This window comes from Brachybacterium zhongshanense (assembly GCF_055385755.1).
This window is the reverse complement of sequence record NZ_AP043790.1, coordinates 891,232-916,646: the sequence shown is the minus strand read 5'-3', so window position 1 is coordinate 916,646 and position 25,415 is coordinate 891,232. Positions and strand designations below refer to the sequence as shown.

Below are 25,415 nucleotides of genomic sequence, written 5' to 3'. Positions count from 1 at the left end.
CTCAGCGGAGCAGGTCCGAGGGGTCCAGCTGATAGGTCGCCGACGGCTCCGCCAGCTCCAGCGGCCCCGCATAGACGGAGGCCGCCTCGGCGAGCGGGATAGCCGGATCGGTCCAGGCGGCGACATGGGTGAGCACGACCCGACGGGCGCCGGCAGCGACCGCCGCCTCGCCCGCTCGACGACCGGTGAGATGCACACCGGAGAAGCGGTCGTCCCGACCCTCGATGTAGCCGGCCTCGCACAGGAAGAGATCGGCATCGCGAGCGAGCTCGACGAGCCGGTCGCAGGCGTCGGTATCGCCCGAGTAGGTGATGACGCTCTCGCCGTCGGAGATGCGGAACCCGAAGGACTGCACAGGGTGGACGACCTCGCCCACCTCGATGCGCAGCGGACCGATCTCGAAGACGTCGCCGTCGGCCAGCGGGTGGAAGGAGAAGGGGGCGCAGGCGACGCCGTCCGGGATGTCGTCGGCGCGGTCCATCACGGCGCGCATCCGGGAGGGCAGCGCCGCAGGACCGTGGATGGGGAGCTTCGGGAGGTCGGTGCGCTCGTGGTAGGCCCAGAACACCTCGAGCCCGGTGATGTCGAGGAAGTGATCGGGATGCAGATGGGAGATGATCACCGCATCGAGCTCCGCCGGATCGATCACCGACTGGAGGGGACCGAAGGCCCCGCTGCCGAGGTCGACGAGGACGCGCCAGGTGCGCCCCGCATCGTCGGTCTTCTCGAGGAGATAGCTGGAGGCAGCACCCCGTGGGCCCGCGAAGCTGCCGGAGCAGCCGATCACATGGAGCTTCATGGCGTCACCACCGGGAGCGTCGCGGTCATGGTCACCGACGGGCCGAGGAACCGGCGCGAGAGGCGGGCGAACATCGAGGGCTCGCCGAGGTGGGGCGAGGTCTCGGAGAAGACGTGCCGAGGCGGCTCCGGGTCCGTGCGCTCGATGCCGCGCGCACGCAGGATCCGATACACGTCCAGGGCGGTCTCCTCAGCGGAGGAGACCAGGGTGACCTCGGGCCCCATCACGTAGCTGATCGGGCCGGCGAGCATCGGGTAGTGGGTGCAGCCGAGGACGAGGGTGTCCACGCCCGCCGCCTTCACCGGCGCGAGATACCGCTCGGCGACCTCGATGATCTCGTCGCCCTGGATCTCTCCGCGCTCGACGAACTCCACGAACCGGGGGCATGCGGCGGAGGTGATCTCGAGGGAGGGCGCCGCCGCGAAGGCGTCCCCGTACGCGCCCGACGAGACGGTCGCCTCGGTGCCGATCACGCCGATATGCCCGTTGCGGGTCGCCGCGACGGCGCGGCGCACGGCCGGCTGGATGACCTCGACCACGGGCACGTCGTAGCGCTCACGGGCATCGCGGAGGACCGCGGAGCTCGCCGAGTTGCAGGCGATGACCAGCATCTTGACGCCGCGCGCGACCAGGCTGTCCATGATGTCGAGCGCGAGGGACCGGACCTCGGCGATGGGGCGCGGGCCGTACGGCGTGTGCGCCGTGTCGCCGATGTAGAGGAGCTCCTCGCGCGGAAGCTGGTCCAGGACTGCGCGGGCGACCGTCAGGCCCCCGACGCCGGAGTCGAAGATCCCGATCGGCGCGTTGTTCATCTCCCTGAGGCTAGACGCGAACCCGCGGGCGGGCAGTGACGGCACGCTCACTGGGGCGAGCATCACAGCATGCGTCCAGGTGGACCGGGTCCTGGGGCATCAGTCCAGTGCGCGCAGCAGACTCTCCTGGAGCCAGCTGAGCAGCTCGTAGACCGCGATGACGATGTCACCGCCCACCTGCTCGTCGTCGACCGGGCCCGCCTCCTCGACCCGCTCGCCGATCTGCTGGAGCATGCGCACGGTGTCGAAGTCCCCGTCGCGCTGCAGCCCGAGGCGGTCCGCCAGCACGATGCGCACGTCGTTGACCGCGCGGAGGAAGACCACCGCCTCCTCGTCCTCGAGCACGACCTCGCTGTGATCGGGGCCCGAGCCGTCGAGGACCGCGATCACCCGGCGCAGGTCCTCGAGCTTGCCGTCGGCGAGCTGCTGCTGGCCGAGCCGCCGCATCTCCTGGGCCTCCTGGTCGTCGTCGCTCGCGGCGGGGAACAGCTTGCGCACCGCCGTGTCCGACGGCTCCCGGGCCTCCCGGGCCGCGAACTCCGCCTCCAGCCGCCGCAGCGGGTCCTCGCTGTCGGCGGCCGCGCGCAGCGCCGTCGACCCCTGCTCGATGCCGAGATCCGCGCGTATCAGGTCCGCGGTCTCCTGCGCGACCTGGGCGAGGATCGCCTTCTCCTCGCCGTCCAGGCGGCATGCCAGGGTGCCGTCCGCCCGACGTCGGAACGCGTGCGCCATCAGTCCTCGTCCGCTCTCTCGATGGTGGCCCGCAGGCCGTAGCTGTGCATCGCCTGCACGTCGATCTCCATGCGCTCGCGCGAACCGCGCGAGACGACGGCCCGCCCTTCCTGATGCACCTGCATCATCAGCCGCTCCGCGACCGCCCGGGAGTAGCCGAAGTGGCTGCGGAAGACGTAGACGACGTAGCTCATCAGGTTCACGGGGTCGTTGTGCACCACCGTGCACCATGGCCCGACCGCCTCGCTGGTGGCCAGCGCGCTCGGGGAGGTGCCGGTGGCGCCGCCCGTCCCGGGGGCCGCCTGCGACAGCTCGACCGACATGCATGCTCCTGGGGTGGGGTTCGGGTGGACGCTCCTCGCACGGGCCCTGTCGGGGTCCCCGTGCGGCTCCGGCCGCACGATCGTGATCCGCGGCGCGGTGGCGACGATTCTACGGGTCGCGGCGCAGGGAACGGAGCCCCCACCCAGTACGGTGGACGGGTGACCACAGCCCTGCTGACCGATCTCTACGAGCTGACGATGCTGCGGGCCTCCCGCGAGGCGGGCATCGCGGATCGCCGCTGCGTCTTCGAGGTCTTCACCCGCTCCCTCCCCGCAGGCCGCCGCTACGGAGTGCTCGCCGGGACGGACCGGGCGCTCCGCGCGATCGGAGACTTCCGCTTCGACGGACAGGACCTCGCCTTCCTGCGGGGCACCGGGCTGTTCGACGAGGAGACCCTGGACCATCTCGCCGACTACCGCTTCCGGGGGGACGTGCACGGGTACGCCGAGGGCGAGCTGTTCTTCGCCGGCTCCCCCGTGCTGCGCATCGAAGGCACCTTCGCCGACGCGGTCGTGCTCGAGACCGTCGTGCTGTCGATCCTGAACCATGACAGCGGCGTGGCGTCGGCCGGGTCCCGCATGATCACCGCCGCTCGCGGCCGCCCCTGCATCGAGATGGGCGGGCGCCGGGTGCATGAGGAGGCGGCGGTCGCGGCGGCCCGCGCCGCCTACGTCGTCGGCTTCGAGCACACCTCCAATCTCGCCGCCGGATCCCGCTACAGCATCCCCGTCGCCGGCACGGCCGCTCACGCCTTCACCCTGCTGTTCGACACCGAGGAGGGCGCCTTCCGCGCTCAGCTCGCCTCGCAGGGCGAGGGCACCACGCTGCTCGTGGACACCTACGACATCCCTGCGGCGGTCGCCGCCGGGGTGGAGCTGTCCGGCGGGCGGCTCGGCGCGGTGCGGCTGGACTCCGGGAACCTGCTCGAGCAGGCGGGTGCGGTGCGCGCGCAGCTGGATGCGCTCGGCGCGACCTCCACACGCATCATCGCGACCTCGGATCTGGACGAGCACCGGATCGAGGAGCTCGCCCCCGCACCGGTCGACGGCTACGGCATCGGCACCCGTCTGGTCACGGGGGGCGGCCATCCCGCACCCGGCTTCGTCTACAAGCTCGTCGAGCGCGAGGGCGGGGACGGCCGCATGCATCCGGTGGGCAAGCAGTCCGAGGACAAGGCCACTCTCGGCGCCGGCAAGCGCGCCTTCCGCATGCTCGTGGGCGGACGGGCCCATGCCGAGCTGGTGCTGCCCGGCGAGGCGGAGATCGCCGAGTTCGAGCGCGAGCTGCTGGCCGAGCTCACCAGCGTGGACGCCTCCCCCGACTGGCAGCGCACCATGCTGCGACCGCTGCAGGCGCAGCTGATGGCCGGCGGCGAGCGCCTCGAGCCGCTGGATCCCGCCTCGGCCGTCCGGCGCGCGCGAGAGCGCCATGCGGCTTCCCTCGCGGAGCTCGGAATCAGTGCCGACGACGGTCCGGACGGACCCGTCGCGATCGCCACCGTCACCGACGGCGTCGAGGCCGCCCGTGTGCTGAGCTGAGTGCTCCGGACCGACCCGTCGGGCCGGACCCCCGCAGGCCCGGCGGCTGATGAGCGACGGCCGATCAGCGGCGGCCGACGAACCAGCCGCGCACCATATCGATGCGGGCCTGGATCTGCTCGGCGCTGGCCTGGGCGACCGCTGGACCTCCGCAGCGCGATCGCAGCGTGCTGTGGACCGACCCGTGCGGCGTCCCCGACTTGCGCGCCCACGACGCCACCAGCGTCGACAGCTCCTTGCGCAGCTCCATCAGCCGGCGGTGGTCGACGACGGAGGGCCGCTGCTCGGACGCCTCCGCCGACGTCCCCTTCGCACGACGCAGCCGCTCCTGCTGGGTCGCCTGATGCTGCTGGAGCACGGTGCGCATCTGATCGGCGTCCAGCAGGCCCGGGATGCCCAGGAAGTCCTGCTCGTCATCGCTGCCGACGACGCCCCCGGAGCCGTACTCGCCGCCGTCGAAGAGCACCCGGTCGAAGGAGGCCTCGGACTCGAGCGCCTCGAAGGACATCTCCAGCTGATCCGAGGCGCGCTCGGAGCGGTTGGCCTGCTCGATCAGGGCGTCGTCCAGCCCCGTCTCGGCGTCGCCCGCATCCGGGCGGCGATCCAGCACATGGTCGCGCTCGGCCTCCATCGCCGCGGCATGCGCCATGAGGATCGGCACGGACGGCAGGAACACGCTCGCGGTCTCGCCGCGGGTGCGCGAGCGCACGAAGCGGCCGACGGCCTGCGCGAAGAACATGGGGGTCGCCGTCGAGGTGGCGTACACGCCGACCGCGAGGCGCGGGACGTCCACGCCCTCGGAGACCATGCGCACAGCGACCATCCATCGGTCCTGGGAGTCGGAGAACTCCTCGATGCGTCGGCCCGCGCCGGCGTCGTCGGACAGCACGACCGTCGGCTTCTGCCCGCAGATCGCCTCGAGCGTCGCCGCATAGGCGCGGGCGGCCTTCTGGTCGCTCGCAATGACCAGCCCGCCGGCGTCGGGCACATGACGGCGGACCTCGGTCAGCCGACGGTCCGCGGCGGCGAGGACCGACTGGATCCATTCGCCGTCGGGGTCGAGCGCGGTCCGCCACGCCTGCTGGGTGATGTCCTTGGTCTCGAGCGCTCCGAGCTGAGCGGACACCTCGTCACCGGTCTTCGTGCGCCAGTGCATGCGACCCGAGTAGGTCATGAACAGCACCGGCCGCACGACGTGGTCCTTCAGCGCCTCGCCGTAGCCGTAGGTGTAGTCGGCCTTCGAGCGCAGGAAGCCCTCGCCGTCCTCCTCGTAGGTCACGAAGGGGATCTGCGAGTCATCGGAACGGAACGGGGTTCCTGTCAGCGCGAGCCGGCGGGTCGCCGGATCGAAGGCTTCACGAACCCCGTCCCCCCAGGTCAGCGCGTCACCGGCATGGTGGATCTCGTCGAGGATGACGAGCGTCCGCTCGGCCTCGGTGCGGGCCCGGTGGAGCGCGGGATGCATGCCGATCTGCGCGTAGGTGACCGCGACGCCCTGATAGTGGGAGCCGTGGGATCCCTGGGCGTTCGAGAAGTTCGGATCCAGGGAGATGCCCACGCGTGCGGCGGCGTCGGCCCACTGGGTCTTCAGATGCTCGGTGGGCGCCACCACCGTGATGCGGCGGACGCTGCCCTCGGCGAGCAGACCGGCGGCGATCTGGAGCGCGAAGGTGGTCTTGCCGGCCCCCGGGGTCGCGACCGCGAGGAAGTCCTTGGGCGCGGTGCGGCGATACAGCTCGAGCGCCTCCGCCTGCCAGGCGCGCAGCTTGGGGACGGTCCCCCATGCCGCGCGCTCGGGGTATGCGGGAGACAGCGATCGCGCGGCCGCCTCGGAGGGCTGACGGGGATCGTTGGTGGAGAAGAGCGACGGTGTGGTGTTCACAGCGTGCTCCACCGTACCGCCGTGATGCGACGCCTCGCGGACAGGTCCGATGTGAGGAAGTCGCGCCGACTTCTCAGCGGCGCCCGCCGAACAGACCCCGGAAGCCGCCGCCCCGACCGCTCCTGCCGCCCTTCCCGTCGCCGTCCCCGCCGTCGTTCGGCTCCCGGATGCCGTCGTAGATCTCCTTGCAGGCCGGGCAGACGGGGTACTTCTTCGGGTCGCGCCCGGGCACCCACACCTTGCCGCACAGGGCGATCACGGGGGTGCCGTCGAGAGCGGCCTGAGTGATCCGGTCCTTGCGCACGTAGTGCGCGAAGCGGTCATGGTCGCCGTCGTCCGTGCGCTGCTCCTGCTCCTGGACCTGGCGGTCCAGGACGGCGGTGGACCCGGGGGCGGAGCCGGGCTGCTCCCGGTACGGGTCGGTGTGCGACGGGTCGGAGGTGGAGGACATGACGGCTCCCTCGGTGGATCGGTGCCCATGGACATGCATGCTCCGAGGGTAGTCGACCTCGCGCGGCCACGCCTCCCCCGCTGCGAGGCCGGGGACTGCAACAATGCCGCCCATGGACGCTGCGGCCCTGTACATGTCCCGACTTCCCGACGAGGTCCGTCGTGCGGGTGGCTCGCTGCCCGCGAGGCTCATCGTCGCCGCCGTCGCGCTCGTGCTGAACATCGGGTTCTATCTGCCCTCCGTGCCCGCAGGCGTGCCCGGGACGGGGATCCCGGGATCCGACAAGGCCTATCACCTGCTGGTGCTGGCGCTGACGGTCTGGACCTTCGGACGACTGCTCGCCCCGGTCCGGCGGTTCCCGATCGGCTGGGTGGTGATCGTCGGGCTCGTGCACATCGGGCTGGTCGAGACCGTCCAGGGACTCGCCCTGCCGCAGCGCTCGGCCGACGGCGGCGATCTGCTCGCGGGTGCGCTCGGCATCGCCCTCGGCGTGGGTGCCTGGGTGCTCGAGCGGCGCCTGCGACCCGTCCCCGGCGCCGTCGACGACGCTGTCGGTCCGGACGACCCCGGACCCGGTCCCGTCGGCGCCGACGACGAGCTCGGCCGGGCCGGCGCTCGATCAGCCGCAGGGACCGCAGGAGCGGACCTCAGCTCTCGAGAGTGATCTCGTCGGCGTACACGGCCGGCATGGCACCCGTGATGGTGTCGACGGTCCCCGCCTCCTCGCGGGCGACCTGCTCGACGGCCCGCGCCACGGCCCTGGTGGCGGCCTCGTTGAACACCGAGGGGACGATGTAGGTCGGGTTCAGCTCCTCGGAGGTGACGACGTCGGCCAGGGCTTTCGCCGCCGCCAGCAGCATGCGGTCGCTGACCTTGGTGGCGTGCGCATCCAGCAGGCCGCGGAAGACCCCGGGGAAGGCGAGGACGTTGTTGATCTGGTTGGCGAAGTCGCTGCGTCCGGTCGCGACCACCTCGGCGTGCTTCGACGCCTCGGCCGGGTCGATCTCCGGGGTCGGGTTCGCCATCGCGAAGACGACCGACCGATCCGCCATCGTCGCGACGTCGTCGGCCGAGAGGATGTCGCCGGCGCTGACGCCGATGAAGACGTCCGCCCCGGCGATCGCGTCGTGGAGCGTGCCGGTCAGCCCGCGCGGGTTGGTGACCTCGGCGATCCATGGCAGGCGGCCCTCGAGCTGCGGACGCGCCTCGTGGACGATGCCGTCGATGTCGGTGACGACGATGTCGCGGGCTCCCGCGGCCCGCAGCAGCCTCAGGATCGCCGTCCCCGCCGCGCCTGCGCCGGACAGCACGATGCGTGCGGTGGCGATGTCCTTCTCGACCACGCGCAGCGCATTGCGCAGCGCGGCGACGACGACGATCGCGGTGCCGTGCTGGTCGTCGTGGAAGACGGGGATGTCCAGCTCGGCACGCAGCCGGTCCTCGATCTCGAAGCATCGGGGCGCGGAGATGTCCTCGAGGTTGATGCCCGCGAAGACGGGGGCGATGGCTTTGACGTGCGCGACGATCTCGTCGACCGAGTGCGCGTCCAGGCAGATGGGGAACGCGTCGATGTTCGCGAAGCGCTTGAACAGCGCCGCCTTGCCCTCCATGACGGGCATCGCCGCGAGCGGGCCGAGATCGCCGAGGCCGAGGATCGCCGATCCGTCGGAGACGACGGCGATGGTGTTGCGCTTGATGGTCAGCCGTCGGGCGTCGTCGGGGTTCTCGGCGATCGCCTTGACGACGCGGGCGACGCCGGGCGTGTACACCATCGAGAGGTCATCGCGGTGGCGGATGGGGACCTTCGACTCGATCGTCAGCTTGCCGCCGAGATGGGCGAGGAACGTGCGATCGGAGACCTTGCCGATCTCGGCCCCGGGGACCGCCTTGAGATCCTCGACGACCTCCATGGCATGGTCGTGCCCGGTGGTGAGGACGGTGATGTCCGCTCTCAGGCGCTCAGGGCCCGACGCGGAGACGTCCAGCGCGGTGACGGTCGCACCGCGATTCTCGATGCGACTGGTGATGTCGCTGACCGCGGCGGAGCGGGCCTCGAACTCCAGGCGGATGGTGATGGAGTAGCTGACGGATGGCGACGGTGACATGGGACACAGCCTAGCGAGGCGGAGGGCGCGCGGCGGACGACACGACCCGGGTCATCCGCAGCACCCATCCCGGAGTCGCCCGCCTCACGCTCCCTGTGGGACCGTGAGCCATGGACCTCTGGGGGCGGATTCCACGGCGCTGATCGATGCCGCTCGACGGTGCCGCCGGCGGTCGGGGCATGGGGCGCTCGCACTCGCAGGAGCACCTGCATGTCAGGCGGCGAGCGCCACGACCTCCTCGGCGTAGCGCCGCCAGATCTCCTGAGCGGCGGCGACCTGCTCGCCGTAGCGGTCCGGGAAGGCGGAGCCCTGTACGGCCTGCGCGGCCGTTCCCGGGTCCCAGGCGTCGAGGTCGCCGACGAGCTGGGTCAGCCCCGCGTTCTCGCTGTGCTCGGAGACCCCGAGGAAGGCCTCGATCGCCTTCCGCTTGTGTCGGACCTCCTCATAGGTGCCCCAGCCGGCCGAGGGGCGCTGCTGGAACATGCCGCCGGAGTCGGCGTCGACCTCCGGCTCATAGTTGTACAGCCAGGCCTCGACGATGGCGGTGATGAGGGTGACCACCGAGCCGGCCTCCCCCAGGCCGTTCGCCTTGCACACCGCGAGGATGAGCTTGGCGTTCTGGATCTGCCACTCGTCCATCTCGTCGACCGCGAAGCCCTCACGGTTCTCCGCGCGCGTCATGAACTCCTCGTCCCACTGCGTCTCCTGGGCGGCGGCGCGACGTGCGAGCGCCCACTGCTCCTGCTCGGTGAGCTCCTCGGCGGAGGCGGGAGACGTGGAGCCGATGACGGCGGCGGCGAGCGCCCCCAGGGAAGCGGTGCCGGCGGCGAGCAGCCTGCGGCGGGTCGGCCCGGTGGTGCGGCGGGCGGGGGCCGACGAATCGGCGCGGGCTGGTGAGGACAGCGTCATGCGGAAGGTCTTCCATGGTGCGGGATCGTGGAGGGACGCCGCAGGGCGCCCCGAGCCCGGCAAAGGTAACGGGACGATCACGCAGTGCATATGACCTGCGATACCCCGCGTCGCACCGCCTCCGCTCGACTTTTCCTCGACATGACCGGATCGGGATGCTCCGCGCAGGGGCGGAGGCGGGACGTCGTGGCCGGTCATGCGCGAATGCACTGCCGCTGCGCGGCGGATGCACAGCGACACCACCCTGCCGCAGACGGCTGCCGTGCAGGTCAGGTAAAGGTTCGGGATCCACAGGCCCTTCACAGCGCGGGCGTGCGCCACGCCACGCCGCTGTTCATCCTCCGCGCACGGGAGGACTGCGTCTCCGATGCGACGACAGGCGTCGCTCAGGCGGTGAGCGCAGCGATCGCCTTGCGCACGCGCTTGTCCGAGACGGTCTGCCGTGTCCCGAGGGTCTGGGCGAACAGGCTCACGCGCAGCTCCTCGAGCAGCCAGTCGATCTCGCGTGCATCCGGCTGGGTCCGCTGGCGCGGGGTGAGCTTCGCCTGCTGCGTGCGCCAGTAGCTCGTGAGGTCCTCGATCTGCCAGGCGAGCTGCGCGTCACGGGACGGGTTCTCGGCGAGCTTGTCCAGACGGATGCGGTCGGCCTCGAGGTAGCGGCGCAGGTCCGCGAGATGCTCGGGTCCGGTGCGGGAGATGAAGCCGTCGCCCAGCAGCGAGTCGGCGTGCTCGCGGATCGCCGTCTGCTGGGACAGCACCGCGAGGGAGGTGCCTCGGGAGAGCTCCTTGTGCAGGCGCGCGCTGACCGCGAGCGCGGCGGCGGCGTCCTTCACGGCCTGCGCGGCGAGCTCGTCGTGGTGGGCGCGGACCGTCTCCAGCAGGGCGTCGAAGTCGGCGCGCGTGCGCACGTCGGCCTCTCCGGCGAGGTGCTCGGTCGCGGCGCGCGAGGCGTCGGCGAGCAGCGCTGCCGTGGACCCGTAGCTGGAGCCCGCCACGGCGAGCTTGGTGGGATTGGGCAGCGCGTTCAGGACCGCGGACAGGTCGGTGCCGAGGGCGCGGTCCAGCAGCGCGATGACGCCCTCGCGGTGTGCGAGGGCCTGTTCGTCGGCGGTCGCGAGAACCGCGAGATCGACCCTCTCGAGCCGTCCGTCCTTCCCTCGGCGCGCCACCAGTGCCGGGTAGCCGGTGACCTTCAGCCCTCCGACCCTGGACTCGTGGACGCGGGGGACGCCCTGCTCGGGGAAGCCGGGCAGATCCTTGCGGGCGAGGTCGTCCCCCTGGGAGGAGACGGAGGCGTCGACGCGCCGCTTGAGCTTCGTCTTCAGCTGCTCGAGGTCGTCGCCTGCGCCGATCTGCCGGCCTCTGGCGTCGACGACCCGGAAGTGCATGCGCAGATGACCGGGCAGCTTGGACAGGTCGAACTCGGGCCCGTACAGCGGGAGGTCCTCAGGGACCCCCGGCAGGGCGACCAGCTCGTCGGCCACGGCCTCGACGAAGGCCTCGCCGCTGTCGGGGTCGTCGTCGTGGAGGGTCGAGGCGACGGCCCTGGCACGCTCCGGCGCAGGCACGAGATGGCGGCGGATCGGCTTGGGCAGGGAACGGATCAGCTCGGTGACCAGCTCCTCGCGCATGCCCGGGACCAGCCAGTCGAACCCGCGCGGCTGCAGCCGGTTCAGGATCGCGAGCGGGACGGTCGCGGTGACGCCGTCGGCGCCGCTGCCGCCGACCTCGCCGAAGCTGTAGCTCAGAGGAAGGGTGATGTCGCCCTGCACCCACGCATCGGGGAACTCCTGCGCGAGGTGGGCGACGTCGGCGTCGGGAGCCAGCAGGTCATGCTCGGTGAGGGTGAGCAGATCGGGAGTCTCGTGACGCTGCTTCTTCCACCAGGTGTCGAAGTGACGACCGGAGACCACGTTCCGCGGGATCCGCTGGTCGTAGAAGCGGAAGATCTGCTCGTCGGAGACCAGCAGATCGCGCCGACGGGTCTTGGCCTCCATCTCCTCGAGCCGCTCGACGAGCGCCCGGTTGTCGCGGAAGAAGTGGTGGCGGGTGCGCCAGTCGCCCTCGATCAGGGCGTTCTGGATGAAGATCTCGCGCGCGGCCTCGGGGTCGACCCTGCCGTATCCGACGACGCGGTCGGCCACGATCGGGACCCCGTACAGGGTCACCTTCTGGTGGGCCATGGCGGACGCCTGCTTCGAGGACCAGTGCGGAGCGGAGTGGCTGCGCTTGACCACGTGCGCGCCGATCTCCTCCGCCCAGGCCGGATCGATGCGCGCCGCGGTGCGGCCCCACAGACGGGAGGTCTCCACGAGCTCGGCGGTCATCACGTAGTCCGGCCGCCTCTTCGCGAGCACGGAACCCGGCCAGAGAGCGAAGCGGGCGCCTCGAGCGCCCGCGTACTCGCGAGTGCGCTCGTCATAGAGACCGACGTGCGAGAGCAGACCTGCCAGCAGCGCCTGGTGGATCGCGAGCGGGCTCGCCGGGGTGTCGTTCGCATGCAGGCCCACGTCCTTGGCCATGTCCTTGAGCTGCGCATGCAGGTCCCACCACTCGCGGATCCGCAGGTAATGCAGGTGATCTCCGCGCACCTCACGACGGAACGCGGAGGAGGAGAGGTCCTTGCGCCGCTGCTGGAGGTGGTTCCACAGGTTCAGGTAGGTCAGGAAGTCGCTGGTCTCGTCCTCGAAGCGCCTGTGCTTCTGCTTGGCCTGCTCCTCCTGTCCGAGGGGCCGCTCACGGGGATCCTGGATCGACAGCGCGGCGACGATGATGAGCGTCTCGCGCAGCGCCCCGAGCCTGTCCGCCTCGATGAGCATGCGGGCCATCCGCGGGTCCAGGGGGAAGCGTGCGAGAGTCCGTCCGATGCGGGTGAGTCGGCGGCTGCCCGGGGATCGCGGAGCATCCTCGATGGCACCGAGCTCCTCGAGCAGGCGGACGCCGTCGGCGATGGCCCGGTTCGCCGGCGGCTCCACGAAGGGGAAGGACTCGACGTCGCCGAGTCCCAGGGAGGTCATCAGCAGCACCACGGAGGCCAGCGAGGTGCGCAGGATCTCCGGCTCGGTGAACTCGGGGCGGCCCTCGAAGTCCTGCTCGGAGTACAGGCGGATCGCGATGCCCGGGGCGGTGCGGCCCGAGCGGCCCGAGCGCTGGTTCGCACTCGCCTGCGATATGGGCTCGATGGGCAGGCGCTGCACCTTCGTGCGCTGCGAGTATCGCGAGATGCGGGCCAGCCCGGAATCGATCACATAGGTGATGCCGGGGACCGTCAGGGACGTCTCGGCGACGTTGGTCGACAGGATGATCCGACGGTAGGTGCCGGACGGCGGGGGCGAGAAGATCTTCTGCTGGTCCTGGGCGGACAGCCGCCCGAACAGCGGCAGCACCTCCACCGGCAGCGCGCCGCGGCCCGTCGTCCCGCGGGAGAGATGTGCGGACAGGGCATCGGAGATCTCGCGGATCTCCCTCTCACCAGGGAGGAAGACGAGCATGTCACCGGGGCCCTCGGCGGCGAGCTCGTCGACGGCATCGGTGATCGCCTGGGTGAGATCGCGCTCGACGGAGTGGATGTCCTCGAGCTCATCGTCCTCCTCGCCGGGCTCGACAGCGGACTCGAGCACGAGGGGCCGATACCTGATCTCCACCGGATAGGTGCGCCCGGAGACCTCGATGATCGGCGCCGGCTCGACCTCCCCGGACGGCAGACGAGTGCCGAAGTGCTCGGCGAAGCGCTCCGGATCGATCGTCGCGGAGGTGATGATGACCTTCAGGTCCGGCCGCTCGGGCAGGATCTGACGCAGGTAGCCCAGGATGACGTCGATCGTCAGCGATCGCTCGTGAGCCTCGTCGATGATGATCGCGTCATAGCGCTTCAGCAGACGGTCCCGGCCGATCTCCGCCAGGAGGATGCCGTCGGTCATCAGCTTCAGCCGCGCATCCCGCGAGGTCTCGCGGGTGAATCGGACCTGGAAGCCGACTGCTCCCTCACCGAGCTTCTGCCCCAGCTCTGAGGCGATGCGCTGGGCGACGGAGCGCGCAGCGATCCGGCGGGGCTGGGTGTGCCCGATCAGCCGGCCCTTCGCACCGAAGCCCATCTCCAGCAGCATCTTCGGGATCTGCGTGGTCTTGCCCGACCCCGTCTCGCCCGCGATCACGACGACCTGGTTCTCGCGGATCGCCGCCTGGATGTCCTCGCGTCGCTGCGAGACCGGCAGGTCCGACGGATAGGAGATGCGCAGTCCCGCCGACGCACCGCCCGACGGGGCGGTGCCGGAGGTGCCGCTCTCGGAGGAGGCCGTGCTGGCGGAGGCTGCGGCGTCCGACGAGGAGTCGGCGGCGTCGGACGAAGAGGCTGCGGTGTCGGAGGAGGGCGTGGTCATGACCGCTCCATGCTACGCGGGCACGCCGCGCTCGTCGCCTGCATTCGAGGACCGTCGGCCGGGCTTCGCCGAACGGCCCGCGGAGCGCCCGGCGCCGGTCCTAGACTTCAGGCGCGGCCCGGAGATCCCGGGCCTCCGATCGACGGAGACGGAACCATGTCTGCGCCCCTGATGCGAGCACTGCGCAAGACGGGCCCCAGCCCCGGACTGGAGCTGATCGAGCTGCCCCAGCCCGGCTGCGGCCCCTGGAACGTGCGCATCCGCGTGCTGCGCACAGGGATCTGCGGGACCGATCTGCACATCCGGTCCTGGGACGAGACGGCGCGCGCGATGTGCGACACGGTCCCGTTCACGCCCGGCCATGAGTTCTACGGCGAGGTGCTGGAGGTCGGAGTCGAGGTGCCCGACATCCGGGTCGGCGACAGGGTCTCCGGGGAGGGCCACGTCGTCTGCGGGACGTGCCGCAACTGCCGGGCGGGCCGCAAGCAGCTGTGCATCCGCACCCGCAGCGTGGGCGTCCAGCGGGACGGCGCCTTCGCCGAGCAGGTCGTCATCCCCTATCTGAACGTGTGGGTCCACGAGCACGACGGACGCACCGCGATGATCTCCCCCGAGCTGGGGGCCCTGTTCGACCCCTTCGGGAATGCTGTCCACACGGCGCTGAGGTTCCCGCTCGTCGGAGAGGACGTGCTGATCACCGGGGCCGGGCCGATAGGGCTCATGGCCGCCGCCGTGGCCCGTCACGCAGGTGCGCGGCACATCGCGATCACCGATGTGCATGAGCATCGTCTGCAGATGGCTCGTCGGGGCGGCGCCGACCTGGCCCTGGACGTCTCAGCCACCTCGATCGCCGATGCTCAGCGCGAGCTCGGCCTCAAGGAGGGATTCGACGTGGGCCTGGAGATCTCCGGGCAGGCCAGCGCGCTGCAGGAGATGATCGCGAACATGAACCACGGCGGACGCATCGCGTTGCTGGGCCTGCCGTCCCGGCACTTCGAGCTGGACTGGACCACCGTCATCACTCACATGCTCACCCTGCAGGGCATCTATGGCCGGGAGATGTACGAGACCTGGAACGCGATGAGCGCGATGATCTCCACCAGCCCGGTGCTGCGCGACCGCATCCTCGCGACCGTCACCGACGTCCTGCCTGCCGACCGCTGGGAGGAGGCGTTCGAGATCGCGCGCTCCGGCAGCGGCGGCAAGGTGCTGCTGGACTGGGAGCACCTCGGCTGAGCGGCGACCACCATCCCGAGCGGAAGGAACCCCATGTACACGCACCTCAAGGAGCAGCTGGCCGCCGAGCTCGACAGCATCAGGCGCAGCGGGACCTACAAGAAGGAGCGCGCCCTCGCCACTCCCCAGGGCGCGGTCGTCGCGACCGTCGGCGGCGACGAGGTGCTGAACTTCTGCGCCAACGACTATCTGGGGCTGGCCGACCATCCGGCCCTCGTCGCGTCCGCCGCGCGCGCGCTGGACGAGCGAGGCTTCGGCATGGCCTCGGTGCGCTTCATCTGCGGCACCCAGGACACGCACCTGGAGCTCGAGCGTCGCCTCTCGGACTTCCTGGGCACCGAGGGGACGATCCTGTTCTCCTCCTGCTTCGACGCCAACGGCGCGGTCTTCGAGCCCCTCTTCGGTGCGCAGGACGCGATCATCTCCGACGAGCTCAACCATGCCTCCCTGATCGACGGCATCCGCCTGTCCAGAGCCACCCGATTCCGATATCGCCATGCGGACCTGGAGGACCTGCGCGCCCAGCTCGACGCCGCCCGCTCCCTGCACGACGGGGAGGGCGCCCGCCGCATGGTCGTCGTCACCGACGGCGTCTTCTCCATGGACGGCCACCTGGCACCGCTGCCGGGAATCTGCGACCTCGCGGACGAGTACGGCGCCCTGGTGCTGGTCGACGACTCCCATGCGGTGGGAGTCCTGGGCGCCGCGGGCGCCGGCACGCCGGAGCACTTCGGCGTCGGCGATCGCGTCGACATCCTCACCGGCACCTTCGGGAAGGCGCTCGGCGGTGCGAGCGGAGGGTATGTCTCCGCCCGTCGGGAGATCGTCGAGGTGCTGCGGCAGAGGGGCCGCCCTTACCTCTTCTCCAACTCGCTCGCCCCGGCGATCGTGGCGGCGACCCTCACGGCCCTCGATCTGGTCGCCGACAGCGCCGAGCTGCGCGAGAGGCTGTTCGCCAGGACCGCGCAGTTCCGTCGCCGGATGCTGGAGGAGGGCTTCGAGCTGCTCGAGGGCGAGCATCCGATCGTCCCCGTGATGCTGGGCGACGCGGCGCTGGCGGGGAGCATGGCCGACGCCATGCTCGCGCACGGCGTGCACGTCACGGCGTTCTCCTATCCGGTCGTGCCGCAGGGCGGGGCCAGGATCCGCGTGCAGCTCACGGCAGCGCACTCGGAGGAGGACGTGGAGGCGGCCGTCCAGGCGTTCGTCGCAGCACGCGCGGAGAGCACCTCCTGACGCACGGTCCCGCCTGGTCTGCTCCGCCCACGCGTCCGTCAGGCCGTCAGCACGCCGTCGCAGCGGACGGGCTCCCTGTGGAGGAGGCTCTCCATAGCACCACGACCTGCACATTGTGCACAACCATGGTCGTGTCGGCACCCAGGGGGCAGGATCGACCGCATGACACGACTCCTCCTCCGACGGCACACGGGCCTCCGCCCCACACCGACCTCTCGCTCCCGTCGATGCATCCACCGCATCCATCGCTCCGCCCACCGATCGGCGGTGCGAGCATGACGCACGACCTCGTGGCCTGGCCCGGCGAGCGCCCGGCTGACGCCGAGGCAGCCTGCGCGGAGCAGACCCGTCGCATGCTCGAGATCGGACTGGACTGGTATCGCAGCAGGACGCTCCCCGATCTGGACCCCAGCTCGCGCGCCTTCGCCGTCCAGGCGCTGCTGCGACTTCCCTGCAATCCTGAGGACCCTGGTTGCCCCTGGCGAAACCCGCGCGCTCCCATCACCGGCTGGAACGAGATGCTGGCGATCCGCCTCGACGGACCGCGACCGGCCGCGATCGATGTCCTCGCGCGACTTGCGGAGGAGCACGGGATGGTGCTGTTCGATCTCCATGCCCACCGGATCCTCAGTCCAGGAGAGCCGTCCCCCGGACCCAGGACGCGCAGGCGACGATGCGAGGCCACGCGCAGGGTCTGCGAGCAGCAGCGGGTGCTCCTCCCGCGCAACGGCGACTGCTCGCATCTGATCGATCCCCTCGAGGTCGTCCCCTTCGACGACGAGCTCACACGCTTCCATCAGGTGGCGAGAATGCTGGATGCGAGGGATCTCGAGGAGGTGCGCGAGCGGCTTTCGGCTCTGCTCGACGCCGGGCACGGACTCCGGGCACCGATGGACCTGAGCGCGTGATGCCCAGGGATGGCGGGATCTCCGGCTGACCGATCAGCTGGCTCGCCGCAGGAGCCTCTCCGCTGCCCGCCCCGACGGGTGACTCGCGGGATAGGCGGTCAGCATCGCCACCGCCATCCGCGCCGCCCACGCCCATCCGCGCAGCGCCAAAGCGTCCCACGATCCTTCCGACAGCTCCATGAGCGGACCGTCCGTGAGCGGCTCGGCCGACGGAACGGACCGGCGCCCTGCAGCACGGCGCCTGTGCTCCGCGAGAACCCTGGGGCGGGGATCATGGAGCAGGAGAGCTCCGAGGTCGCTCGCCGGATCGCCGACCGTGGCATCTCCCCAGTCGATCAGGATGGGTTCGCTGTCGGGGGTGATCACCACGTTGCCCGGATGCGGGTCGCCATGGATCAGGACGCCGCGCCCGCTCCACCGCTCCGCCTGCAGGCCGCGCTCCCACAGGCCCAGAGCCGCTTCCCGGAGGCTGCTCGGAAGACCGGCTCGCTCGAGGTCCGCAGCGAACGCGTCGGACCGGGAGGCCAGCGGCACTCCTCGCACTCCGCTGCGCTCGATGTCCGGCACGGGCAGGGAATGGAGCTCGGCCAGCATCCGCGCGAGGTGGAGAGCGATGTCGGCCCTGTCGTCGGCGCCAGCGAGCTGGGCGGCGCTCAGCCCGGGCAACCATGGCATCAGGATCGCGCCCTCGGCCGATCCCAGCATCCGAGGGATGCCCATCGTCAGGTCTCCGCGATGGTGACCCAGATGTCGCAGGACTGTGCGCTCACGGTCGAGCAGGGGCACCGCGACAGCACGGCGAGCCACCCGCAGCACCAGCTGCACGCGCTCCGCGGTCGCCGTGGCCGTCGGCACTACCAGCCGCTCGGTCTCCTCACGACCCGTCCCGACCGGCACCGTTCCGACCGGCACCGTCCCGACCGGCCACATGAGGTTGTCCCACCCCTCTCCGAGAGGAGCATCGCCCACAGCCCACTCGATGCCGTCCATGCCGTCCAGATCCGCGTCCTGCTCGAGGACCAGCTGCTCGAGACGGCTGAGGACCAGTTCTCGGCCGACGGTGAGATCCGCAGCAGGCAGGGCCGGGGACCGGGTGCCGCGCGGAGTCGGCTCGATGGGCTCCCGGATCCCGGTCATCGCCCCACGATAGACGCCTGGCGGACAGCCCCGGACGGCGGCGCATTCGCTCCGACGGCGGACCGTCGGGTGGTCTGGAGGCGTTCCCGCGGGAACGCCTCCAGACCCTCCGGGGCCGGGGATCCGTCTCAGCTCTGCTGAGGGAACTTCCCCTCAGCGACGATCCGCTTGTTCAGCTCCGCGAGGTACTCGTCCTCGTCGAAGTCCAGCGGCACCTCGCGACCGGTCCAGGCCGACAGATGGATGGCATTGGCCAGGCGGACACCGACGATGCCGTCGGAGCCCGGGGCGAGCAGCTTCTCGCCGAAGAGCACATGGCGTGCGAAGTTCTCCAGGACGCCGGAGTGCTGAGCGCCCCAGGCGGAGGAGTCCTCGATGGTCTCAGTGGTGACCAGACCCTCGAGCACGGAGGCATCCCCCGACATGAGCCTGCGGGCCCCGTCGATGTCGACCGAGTCCGAGACCTCCTTCTCGGGCTTCGCATAACGGTGCACCGTCGCCGTCTTCGAGCCCTCCACGATGATCTTGCCGGCGGTGCCGAGGATCTCGAAGCGATCAGTCCCGTTCATGTCGTGCGTGGCGGTGATGAACGTGCCGGTGCGCCCGTCTCCGTAGTCGACCAGAGCGGTCACCTCGTCCTCCACGGCGATCGCGCGGCGGAAGCCGAATGCGGCCTTGGCGAACACCTTCTCGGGCGCACCGCAGATCCACTGCCACAGGTCCAGCTGGTGGGGCGCCTGGTTCACCAGGACGCCTCCGCCCTCACCGCCCCAGGTGGCGCGCCAGTCGGACTGGTCGTAGTAGCCCTGAGGACGCCACCAGGTGGTGATGATCCAGGTCGACCGGAGCACCTCTCCGATCTCCCCGGCATCCACGATCGCCTTGATCCTCTGGTACAGAGGGTTGTTGCGCTGGTTGAACATGATGGCGAACGGCACGTCGGGGTGCGCCGCAGCGACCTCGTTCATGCGCTTGACCTGGCGCGTGTGCACCGCGGCGGGCTTCTCGACCAGAGTCGGGATCCCTGCCTCGAGGGCGGCGATGGCCGCCGCCGGATGATCGTAGTGAGGGATCGTGGTGATGACGGCGTCGACATCGCCGGAGGCCAGCAGCTCCTCGGTGCTCGAGTAGGTCGGCACTCCCGGATGCCTCTCCGCCGCTCGCTCGAGGGCGGCGGGGTCGGTGTCGGCGAACGCGCCGATGCTCATGTGCGGGACCAGGCCCTCGCTGATGAACCGCGCGTAGGCGGATCCCTGCGTGCCCACGCCGATGATGCCGAGGCGCACCGTGCGCTCCTGCTCGCCTGCGGTCGTGGAGGACGTCGTCGTCATGGTCTGCGCCTTTCGGTTCACGGTCAGTGCGGCCGGTTCGCTGCGGCCGGGCGAGGCGTGGACTCCGCTTCGCCGCGAATCTTCGGTGATCCGATACTGCGGGGAGTTTTGCGCAACAGGACCCCGGTTGCAGGGCGTTGCCCCAGGCAATGCGCGGCAACCGTCCGGAACAGCATGTGCTCGTGGCTACTGTCGGGAGCACCCGGAGACGATCTCGAGGCTCTCGGGAGACCAGAGGGACCGGAGGAGCTCGGTCCATCTCGCGGAGGTCGATCGGGCCGGTCCATGGCGGACGGCTCGGCCGCTCCCGCCTCCCGCGGCTGATCCCCGTCGCGCCGCATGCTCCGACCTCGCCACCGACGACGAAGACGACGATCCCAGGAGGACTTCCATGGCGCGCATCGGCATCCAGCTCATGATGCTCAAGGACCACATCGCGGAGCAGGGTGTGCTGCCGGTGCTCGAGAAGGTCCGCGAGACCGGCTTCTCGGTGGTGGAGGTCTCCCAGATCCCCATGACCGAGGAGAACGTCGCAGCGATGGCGAGCGCGCGGGACTCCCTCGGCATCGAGTACGCCGCGATCTCCGGCAAGACCTCCGCCCCCGCCGACAGCGATGACCTCACCCTCGAGAAGCATCTCGACGTCCACGTCGAGCATGCTCGACGTCTGGGCACCGACAAGATCCGCATCGGCATGATGCCGTTCACCGCGATGGCCACCGCCGAGACCTTCCGCGACTTCGCCCGGGAGGCCGACGGCTACGCCCAGCGCCTCGGCGAGCAGGGCATCTCGCTGAGCTACCACAACCACCACATCGAGTTCACGAAGCTCGAGGGTCGCACGCTGCTCGAGCACCTGCGCGAGCTCGCCCCGCACCTGCGCTTCGAGATCGACTGCCACTGGGTGGCCCGCGGCGGACGCGACCCGGAGCGCACCCTGGCCGCCTTCGACGGCGTCCTGGACCTCGTGCATCTGAAGGACTTCCGCATCGCCTGGCCTCCTGCGGAGATGCTCGAGGCGATGGGCGCCGGCGATCCGAAGCCCTTCTTCCAGTACTGGAACGCCGACATCGTCCAGTTCGCGGAGGTCGGCGAGGGCACTCTGGACTGGAAGCCCGTCATCGAGCAGGGCATCGCCTCCGGTGCTTCCGCCCTGCTGATCGAGCAGGATCAGACCTACGGCCGGGACATCTTCGAAGCCCTCGCGATCAGCCGGGCGCACCTCGTGGAGATCGGATACGAGCAGCTCATCACCGGCTGAGCCGAACGTCGTCGGCCGAAGCCGCCCGTCGTCGGCCGCGCATCACACACCCGCAGTCCTCGCCTCCAGGAGTCCTCCATGCCCGATCAGGTCCCGATCTCGTCCCACGTCGCCCCCATCATCGAGATCGACGGACTCCGCTTCCGAGACCTCGACGGCGACGGCGAGCTCACGCCGTACGAGGACTGGCGGCTCTCCCCCGCCGAGCGGGCCGAGGACCTGGTCTCGCGCATGAGCCCCGAGGAGAAGATCGGCCTGATGGTCATCAACTCCCGCTCCATGGGGATCTCCCAGCATGATCCGGAGCTGACCAGCCACGATGGGGCGCTCGACGAGCAGTACCACCCGGTGAAGCTCGACCCGCACAACACCGCGGGCGATCCCTACGAGGGGACGACCCAGCAGATCGTCGAGCTCCATATGCGCCACTTCATCATGCGTGAGACACCCACGGGCTCCCGCATCGCCACCTGGGTCAACGCCATGCAGGAGGTCGCGGAGAGCACGCGATGGGGCATCCCCGTCATCGTGGCCGCGAATTCCAAGAACGAGGCCGGCGGCTTCAAGATGGGTGCCACCGCCGAGGACAAGGACTTCACCCAGTGGCCCGGCACCCTGGGCCTCGCGGCCACCGGGGACGAGGAGCTCATCCGCGGCTTCGCCGAGCGATCGCGGGAGGAATGGGTCGCCTCCGGCCTGCGCAAGGGCTACATGTACATGGCTGACACCGTCACCGACCCGCGCTGGTTCCGCAGCTACGGCACCTTCGGCGAGGATCCTGGGATGAACGCGCGGGCCATCAGCGCCGTCGTGCGCGGGTTCCAGGGCGAGCACGGCGTGTGCGCCGACGGCGTCGCGCTCACCACGAAGCACTTCCCCGGCGGAGGGGCCCGCGAGAACGGCTTCGACCCGCACTACGCAGAGGGCAAGTGGAACGTCTACCCCACGCCCGGCTCCCTCGAGAAGTACCACCTGCCCCCGTTCCAGGCGGCGGTCGACGCCGGGACCTCCTCCGTCATGCCCTACTACGCGATCCCCTCCGCCGAGAAGTCGTCGACGCCGCAGGGCCGCCTCGAGGGGTTCGAACCTGTAGGCTTCGCCTTCAACAAGGAGGTCCTCGACCTCCTGCGGTCGATGGGCCATGACGGCTACATCAACTCGGACTCCGGAATCCTCAGCAAGATGGCATGGGGCGTCGAGGACCTCTCCGTGCCCGAGCGCGCCGGGCGGGCGATCATGGCGGGGACCGACATCATCGCCGACACCAACGACGTGCACTCGATCCGCGCCGCCTACATGCAGGGCCTGATCTCGAGCGAGCGCCTGGACGATGCCGCACGGCGTCTGCTGATCGAGCTGTTCCAGCTGGGACTGTTCGAGAACCCCTACGTCGATCCTGAAAGGGCCGACGAGGTCGTCGCGAACCCTGAGTTCGAGGCCGCCGCGCTCGAGGCGCACCGCCGATCCGTCGTGCTCCTGAAGAACTCCGAGCGGGATGGAGGGACCGTCCTCCCTCTGACGCCCTCGCAGCTCACCGGGCTGCGCGTGTACGTCGAGCTGTTCGAGCAGGGCGTGACCGTGAAGAAGCTCGACGGCCTGCGCGCCCAGATCGCGGCGGCGCATCCCGAGATCGACTTCACGACCGACTTCCGGGACGCCGATGTGGCGGTCGTGCTCGCCAACCCGTTCACGGGCGACTACTTCCGCTCCGTCGGACTGCTGGACCTGGCGATCGACGAGCACTCCCACGTCGACCTCGCGAAGATCCGCGCCATCCGCGAGAGCGTCAGCACTCTGGTCGTGGGGCTGAACGTGGTGATGGCCTGGTTGCCCGGGACCCTCGAACCGCTCGCCGACGCCTTCGTCGCCGGCTTCGACACGCGCGCCGAGGTGCTGTTCGACGCGATCGTCGGCGGGTTCACCCCCAGCGGACGCCTGCCGCTGACCTTCCCGATCTCCCCGGAGGCGATCGCGGTGGATGAGGACGGCATCTGCGCCTCACCCAATGACGTCCCCGGCTTCGCCAAGGAGCAGCACATGGACGGTCGCCCCTACGTGTACGTCGACGCCGACGGGAACCGCTGGCAGCTGGGCCACGGCCTCTCCTACGCCTGAGGATCCCGACGCCCGGAACCCTGCCCTGCCGCCTGCTCGGCGGGGCAGGGCACTGACGCTCCAGGATGCTCCCGCTGGGGCGCCGTCCAGCAGATGGTCATGCCCGACGATGCCTGGCGATGATCGCCCAGTAGTCCACGCCGTCGAGCTCCTGCACGGGGCCTTCGCGGGCGGCGTCCATGATGTCGCCGACGATCGCGTCGACATCGAACGCCGCAGGATCCGCAGGGCCTTCGGAGCGCCGGTTCTCGATCGCATGGACCACCGCCAGACGCAGCTGCTCGCGATCCATCACAGCCTCCTTCGTCGGGGGATGACCGGAGGTGGCTCAGCCTACGCGGCACCGTCCGGTGACGAGCCGGAAGCTCGCCGAGGGAGTCCCAGCCGGCATCGGGAGACAGGGAGCTGGGCTGGGCTGGGCTGGGCTGAGTTGGGCATGACAGAGCCCCCTCCCCCGCACGCGAGTGCAGGTGAGGGGGCTCTCTCGTGTGAGCGCGGTAGTGGAGACGGCGGGAATCGAACCCGCGTCCGATAGTGCGGAGCCAGGGCTTCTCCGGGCGCAGTCCGTGAAGGCGTCTTCTCAGTCCCGACGATCCCACGGACACGTCGTCGACGGACTCAGTCACTCTGAGGTGTTCACCCGGCCCCGATGACGAGGGACGGCAGCAGTGGCTCCTTTGATGATGGAACGATCCGGGTCAGGAGCACCCCCGGGGTTCCAGACTGCTAACGCTGATCAGGCAGCGAGAGCGAAGTCAGTGCGCTTGGATTCGGCACTTATTGGTTTCCAGAGGACGTTCACGAGATGACTCTGGATTCTCGGCCCGCTTCCCCTCGCTGGACAACTACCGTCGAAACCGATCGTCCCCGAGCGTGGGTATGCAGCACAGTGCAGGCGACCCTCACGGGGTCGCTGTCGCGCTCACGATTCTGTTGTCAAGCATCCACTGTCAAGCATCCACGATGCCGGATCTCTCCGACAGGATCCAGTCTAGCGCCGACCCGCGCGGCCCACCAGCGAATAGTCCTCCGCTGTGGGCGAAGTCCGTCCGCCGGGGTCGGGTCTGGACAGCATCGCCGCATGCGTCGAGGATGACGGGATGGTCGGGTTCCAGGCTGCCGGAGTGCAGATCACCATCGACGACGAGACCCTGCGCGAGATCGTCGCGGACCCGTCGGCCCTCTCTCGCTGGTGCGAGGACAACCCGGAGGATCCGCGCACCGTCGCGCACCTGCGCATGCTCGGAAGGCTCGATGAGGCCGCCATCGCCGGCCGACGCTCCCTCGCGGATCCGGAGCTGCCCTCCCTCGTGCGTGCGGTGCGACGCACCCGCTATGCGCAGGTGCTCCACTGGCAGGGCGCCTTCGTCGCCGCCGAGGAGCAGTTCGACCTGGCTGCTGAGGAGACCGGTCTCGGAGACCCCACCTCGCCCTCCTCGCTGTCCGTGCTGGCGGCGGTGTTCCAGCATCGTGCGAAGTGCCGCTTCGAGCATGCGGCGGCAGCCTCCGCCCAGGGAAGGCACGGCACCGCCGAGCAGCTCGGCACCCGCGCCGTCGAGGACGCGCGCCGAGCCCTCGCGATATGCCAGCACCTGGGGTCGGCCGACGACGAGGCGCTCGCCGCGATCCAGCAGACCGTGGCTCGACTGGAGCGTGACGCCGACAGTCCCAGCGCCATTCCGCCGGGGTGATCGGGAACGGGCGTCCCGATCACCGTCGTGATCTCAGAGGAGCTCGCGCTGACGCATGGCCCGCTGAGCCTCCCGCAGGTCCTGCTGCTCGCGCAGCGTCTGACGCTTGTCCCATTCCTTCTTGCCGCGGGCGAGCGCGATGACGACCTTCGCGTGAGAGCCCAGGAAGTACATCTCGAGCGGGACGATCGTGTACCCCTTCTCGCGGGTCTTCCCGGCGAGCTTGGCGATCTCCTGCTTGTGCAGCAGGAGCTTGCGCTTGCGCCGAGCGGCGTGGTTCGTCCAGGTGCCCTTCACGTACGGGGCGATGTGCACGGCCTCCATCCACATCTCGCCGCCCTCGATGTAGCAGAAGCCGTCCACCAGGGACGCACCGCGATCGCGCAGGGACTTCACCTCGGTGCCGGTCAGCACGATGCCGGCCTCCCAGGTGTGGTCGATGTGATAGTCGTGCCTGGCCTTCTTGTTCGAGGCGATCAGCTGCTTGCGCGGACCGTCGTCCTTGGCCTGGCTCGCGGCCGACTTCTTCTTCGCCATGGGGATCCTCCTGTCCGCGCCCGAGCGCCTCG

General features: G+C 70.2%; 21 protein-coding genes and 1 other RNA gene. 8 read left to right on the top strand and 14 right to left on the bottom strand.

Annotation, left to right across the window (positions count from 1 at the left end; translation table 11 throughout):
- Position 1: 1 nt before the first annotated feature.
- From ACZ5AJ_RS04190 to clpS, 4 genes are all read right to left on the bottom strand, one after another.
- Complete coding sequence (locus ACZ5AJ_RS04190; RefSeq protein WP_464137364.1) at positions 2–799, bottom strand: MBL fold metallo-hydrolase; 798 nt, start codon at positions 797–799, stop codon at positions 2–4.
- A complete protein-coding gene (murI, locus tag ACZ5AJ_RS04185; RefSeq protein WP_464137363.1) occupies positions 796–1,611 on the bottom strand; it encodes a glutamate racemase in 816 nt (271 codons plus the stop codon). The genes ACZ5AJ_RS04190 and murI overlap by 4 nt, the downstream gene beginning before the upstream one ends.
- 99 nt (positions 1,612–1,710) lie before the next feature.
- Positions 1,711–2,343 carry a DUF2017 family protein gene (locus ACZ5AJ_RS04180; RefSeq protein ID WP_464137362.1) on the bottom strand — a complete coding sequence of 211 codons (633 nt, stop codon included), beginning with the start codon at positions 2,341–2,343 and terminating at the stop codon, positions 1,711–1,713.
- Positions 2,343–2,666, bottom strand: coding sequence for an ATP-dependent Clp protease adapter ClpS (gene clpS, locus ACZ5AJ_RS04175; RefSeq protein WP_464137359.1), 324 nt, complete (start codon positions 2,664–2,666; stop codon positions 2,343–2,345). The genes ACZ5AJ_RS04180 and clpS overlap by 1 nt, the downstream gene beginning before the upstream one ends.
- A 159-nt stretch (positions 2,667–2,825) precedes the next feature.
- On the opposite strand from clpS, the gene ACZ5AJ_RS04170 reads away from it, so the two are divergent.
- Positions 2,826–4,205 carry a nicotinate phosphoribosyltransferase gene (locus tag ACZ5AJ_RS04170; protein WP_464137358.1) on the top strand — a complete coding sequence of 460 codons (1,380 nt, stop codon included), beginning with the start codon at positions 2,826–2,828 and terminating at the stop codon, positions 4,203–4,205.
- A 64-nt stretch (positions 4,206–4,269) separates the two neighbouring features.
- Here ACZ5AJ_RS04170 and ACZ5AJ_RS04165 read toward each other — a convergent pair whose 3' ends face one another.
- Positions 4,270–6,087, bottom strand: coding sequence for a DEAD/DEAH box helicase (locus ACZ5AJ_RS04165; RefSeq protein WP_464137356.1), 1,818 nt, complete (start codon positions 6,085–6,087; stop codon positions 4,270–4,272).
- 73 nt (positions 6,088–6,160) lie between these two features.
- Positions 6,161–6,538: a DUF3039 domain-containing protein gene (locus ACZ5AJ_RS04160; protein WP_464137355.1), complete on the bottom strand. Its 378-nt coding sequence runs from the start codon at positions 6,536–6,538 to the stop codon at positions 6,161–6,163.
- Between the two features lie 112 nt (positions 6,539–6,650).
- Here ACZ5AJ_RS04160 and ACZ5AJ_RS04155 point away from each other — a divergent pair, with 112 nt between their 5' ends.
- A complete protein-coding gene (locus tag ACZ5AJ_RS04155) occupies positions 6,651–7,202 on the top strand; it encodes a VanZ family protein (RefSeq protein WP_464137353.1) in 552 nt (183 codons plus the stop codon).
- On the opposite strand, the gene ACZ5AJ_RS04150 is transcribed toward ACZ5AJ_RS04155, so the two are convergent.
- The 3 genes from ACZ5AJ_RS04150 to hrpA form a co-directional block, all read right to left on the bottom strand.
- Positions 7,186–8,643, bottom strand: a complete 1,458-nt coding sequence (locus tag ACZ5AJ_RS04150; protein WP_464137352.1) for an NAD-dependent malic enzyme — start codon at positions 8,641–8,643, stop codon at positions 7,186–7,188. The two genes, ACZ5AJ_RS04155 and ACZ5AJ_RS04150, sit on opposite strands and share 17 nt — an antisense overlap.
- Positions 8,644–8,856: 213 nt before the next feature.
- The gene (locus ACZ5AJ_RS04145; RefSeq protein WP_464137350.1) at positions 8,857–9,552 is read right to left on the bottom strand and encodes a hypothetical protein; all 696 of its coding nucleotides are present in this window, start codon (positions 9,550–9,552) and stop codon (positions 8,857–8,859) included.
- A gap of 386 nt (positions 9,553–9,938) precedes the next feature.
- A complete protein-coding gene (gene hrpA, locus ACZ5AJ_RS04140; RefSeq protein ID WP_464137348.1) occupies positions 9,939–13,931 on the bottom strand; it encodes an ATP-dependent RNA helicase HrpA in 3,993 nt (1,330 codons plus the stop codon).
- A gap of 171 nt (positions 13,932–14,102) precedes the next feature.
- On the opposite strand from hrpA, the gene tdh reads away from it, so the two are divergent.
- The 3 genes from tdh (at position 14,103) to ACZ5AJ_RS04125 (ending at position 17,311) form a co-directional block, all read left to right on the top strand.
- The gene (gene tdh, locus ACZ5AJ_RS04135; protein ID WP_464138687.1) at positions 14,103–15,167 is read left to right on the top strand and encodes an L-threonine 3-dehydrogenase; all 1,065 of its coding nucleotides are present in this window, start codon (positions 14,103–14,105) and stop codon (positions 15,165–15,167) included.
- Positions 15,168–15,200: 33 nt separating this feature from the next.
- A complete protein-coding gene (locus tag ACZ5AJ_RS04130) occupies positions 15,201–16,403 on the top strand; it encodes a glycine C-acetyltransferase (protein ID WP_464137346.1) in 1,203 nt (400 codons plus the stop codon).
- A 275-nt stretch (positions 16,404–16,678) separates the two neighbouring features.
- Positions 16,679–17,311 carry a hypothetical protein gene (locus ACZ5AJ_RS04125; RefSeq protein ID WP_464137345.1) on the top strand — a complete coding sequence of 211 codons (633 nt, stop codon included), beginning with the start codon at positions 16,679–16,681 and terminating at the stop codon, positions 17,309–17,311.
- A gap of 33 nt (positions 17,312–17,344) precedes the next feature.
- On the opposite strand, the gene ACZ5AJ_RS04120 is transcribed toward ACZ5AJ_RS04125, so the two are convergent.
- Both ACZ5AJ_RS04120 and ACZ5AJ_RS04115 read right to left on the bottom strand, forming a co-directional pair.
- Positions 17,345–18,448, bottom strand: coding sequence for a phosphotransferase (locus ACZ5AJ_RS04120; protein WP_464137343.1), 1,104 nt, complete (start codon positions 18,446–18,448; stop codon positions 17,345–17,347).
- 128 nt (positions 18,449–18,576) lie between these two features.
- Entirely contained in the window at positions 18,577–19,779 is a 1,203-nt protein-coding gene (locus ACZ5AJ_RS04115; protein ID WP_464137342.1) for a Gfo/Idh/MocA family protein, read from the bottom strand.
- A 391-nt stretch (positions 19,780–20,170) separates the two neighbouring features.
- Between ACZ5AJ_RS04115 and ACZ5AJ_RS04110 the strand changes: the two genes are divergently transcribed.
- Positions 20,171–21,040 carry a sugar phosphate isomerase/epimerase family protein gene (locus tag ACZ5AJ_RS04110; protein WP_464137340.1) on the top strand — a complete coding sequence of 290 codons (870 nt, stop codon included), beginning with the start codon at positions 20,171–20,173 and terminating at the stop codon, positions 21,038–21,040.
- Between the two features lie 78 nt (positions 21,041–21,118).
- Positions 21,119–23,155 (top strand): glycoside hydrolase family 3 protein, encoded by a 2,037-nt coding sequence (locus ACZ5AJ_RS04105; RefSeq protein WP_464137339.1) that lies wholly within the window; start codon positions 21,119–21,121, stop codon positions 23,153–23,155.
- Between the two features lie 97 nt (positions 23,156–23,252).
- Here the strand turns inward: ACZ5AJ_RS04105 and ACZ5AJ_RS04100 are convergent, their stop codons facing one another.
- Together ACZ5AJ_RS04100 and ssrA are read right to left on the bottom strand one after the other, a co-directional pair.
- Complete coding sequence (locus tag ACZ5AJ_RS04100; RefSeq protein ID WP_464137336.1) at positions 23,253–23,447, bottom strand: hypothetical protein; 195 nt, start codon at positions 23,445–23,447, stop codon at positions 23,253–23,255.
- A gap of 206 nt (positions 23,448–23,653) precedes the next feature.
- Positions 23,654–24,024: a transfer-messenger RNA gene (gene ssrA, locus ACZ5AJ_RS04095) on the bottom strand.
- A 231-nt stretch (positions 24,025–24,255) separates the two neighbouring features.
- Here ssrA and ACZ5AJ_RS04090 point away from each other — a divergent pair.
- Entirely contained in the window at positions 24,256–24,846 is a 591-nt protein-coding gene (locus ACZ5AJ_RS04090) for a hypothetical protein (protein WP_464137335.1), read from the top strand.
- A gap of 33 nt (positions 24,847–24,879) precedes the next feature.
- On the opposite strand, the gene smpB is transcribed toward ACZ5AJ_RS04090, so the two are convergent.
- Positions 24,880–25,383 carry an SsrA-binding protein SmpB gene (gene smpB / locus ACZ5AJ_RS04085; RefSeq protein WP_464137333.1) on the bottom strand — a complete coding sequence of 168 codons (504 nt, stop codon included), beginning with the start codon at positions 25,381–25,383 and terminating at the stop codon, positions 24,880–24,882.
- Positions 25,384–25,415 lie beyond the last annotated feature (32 nt).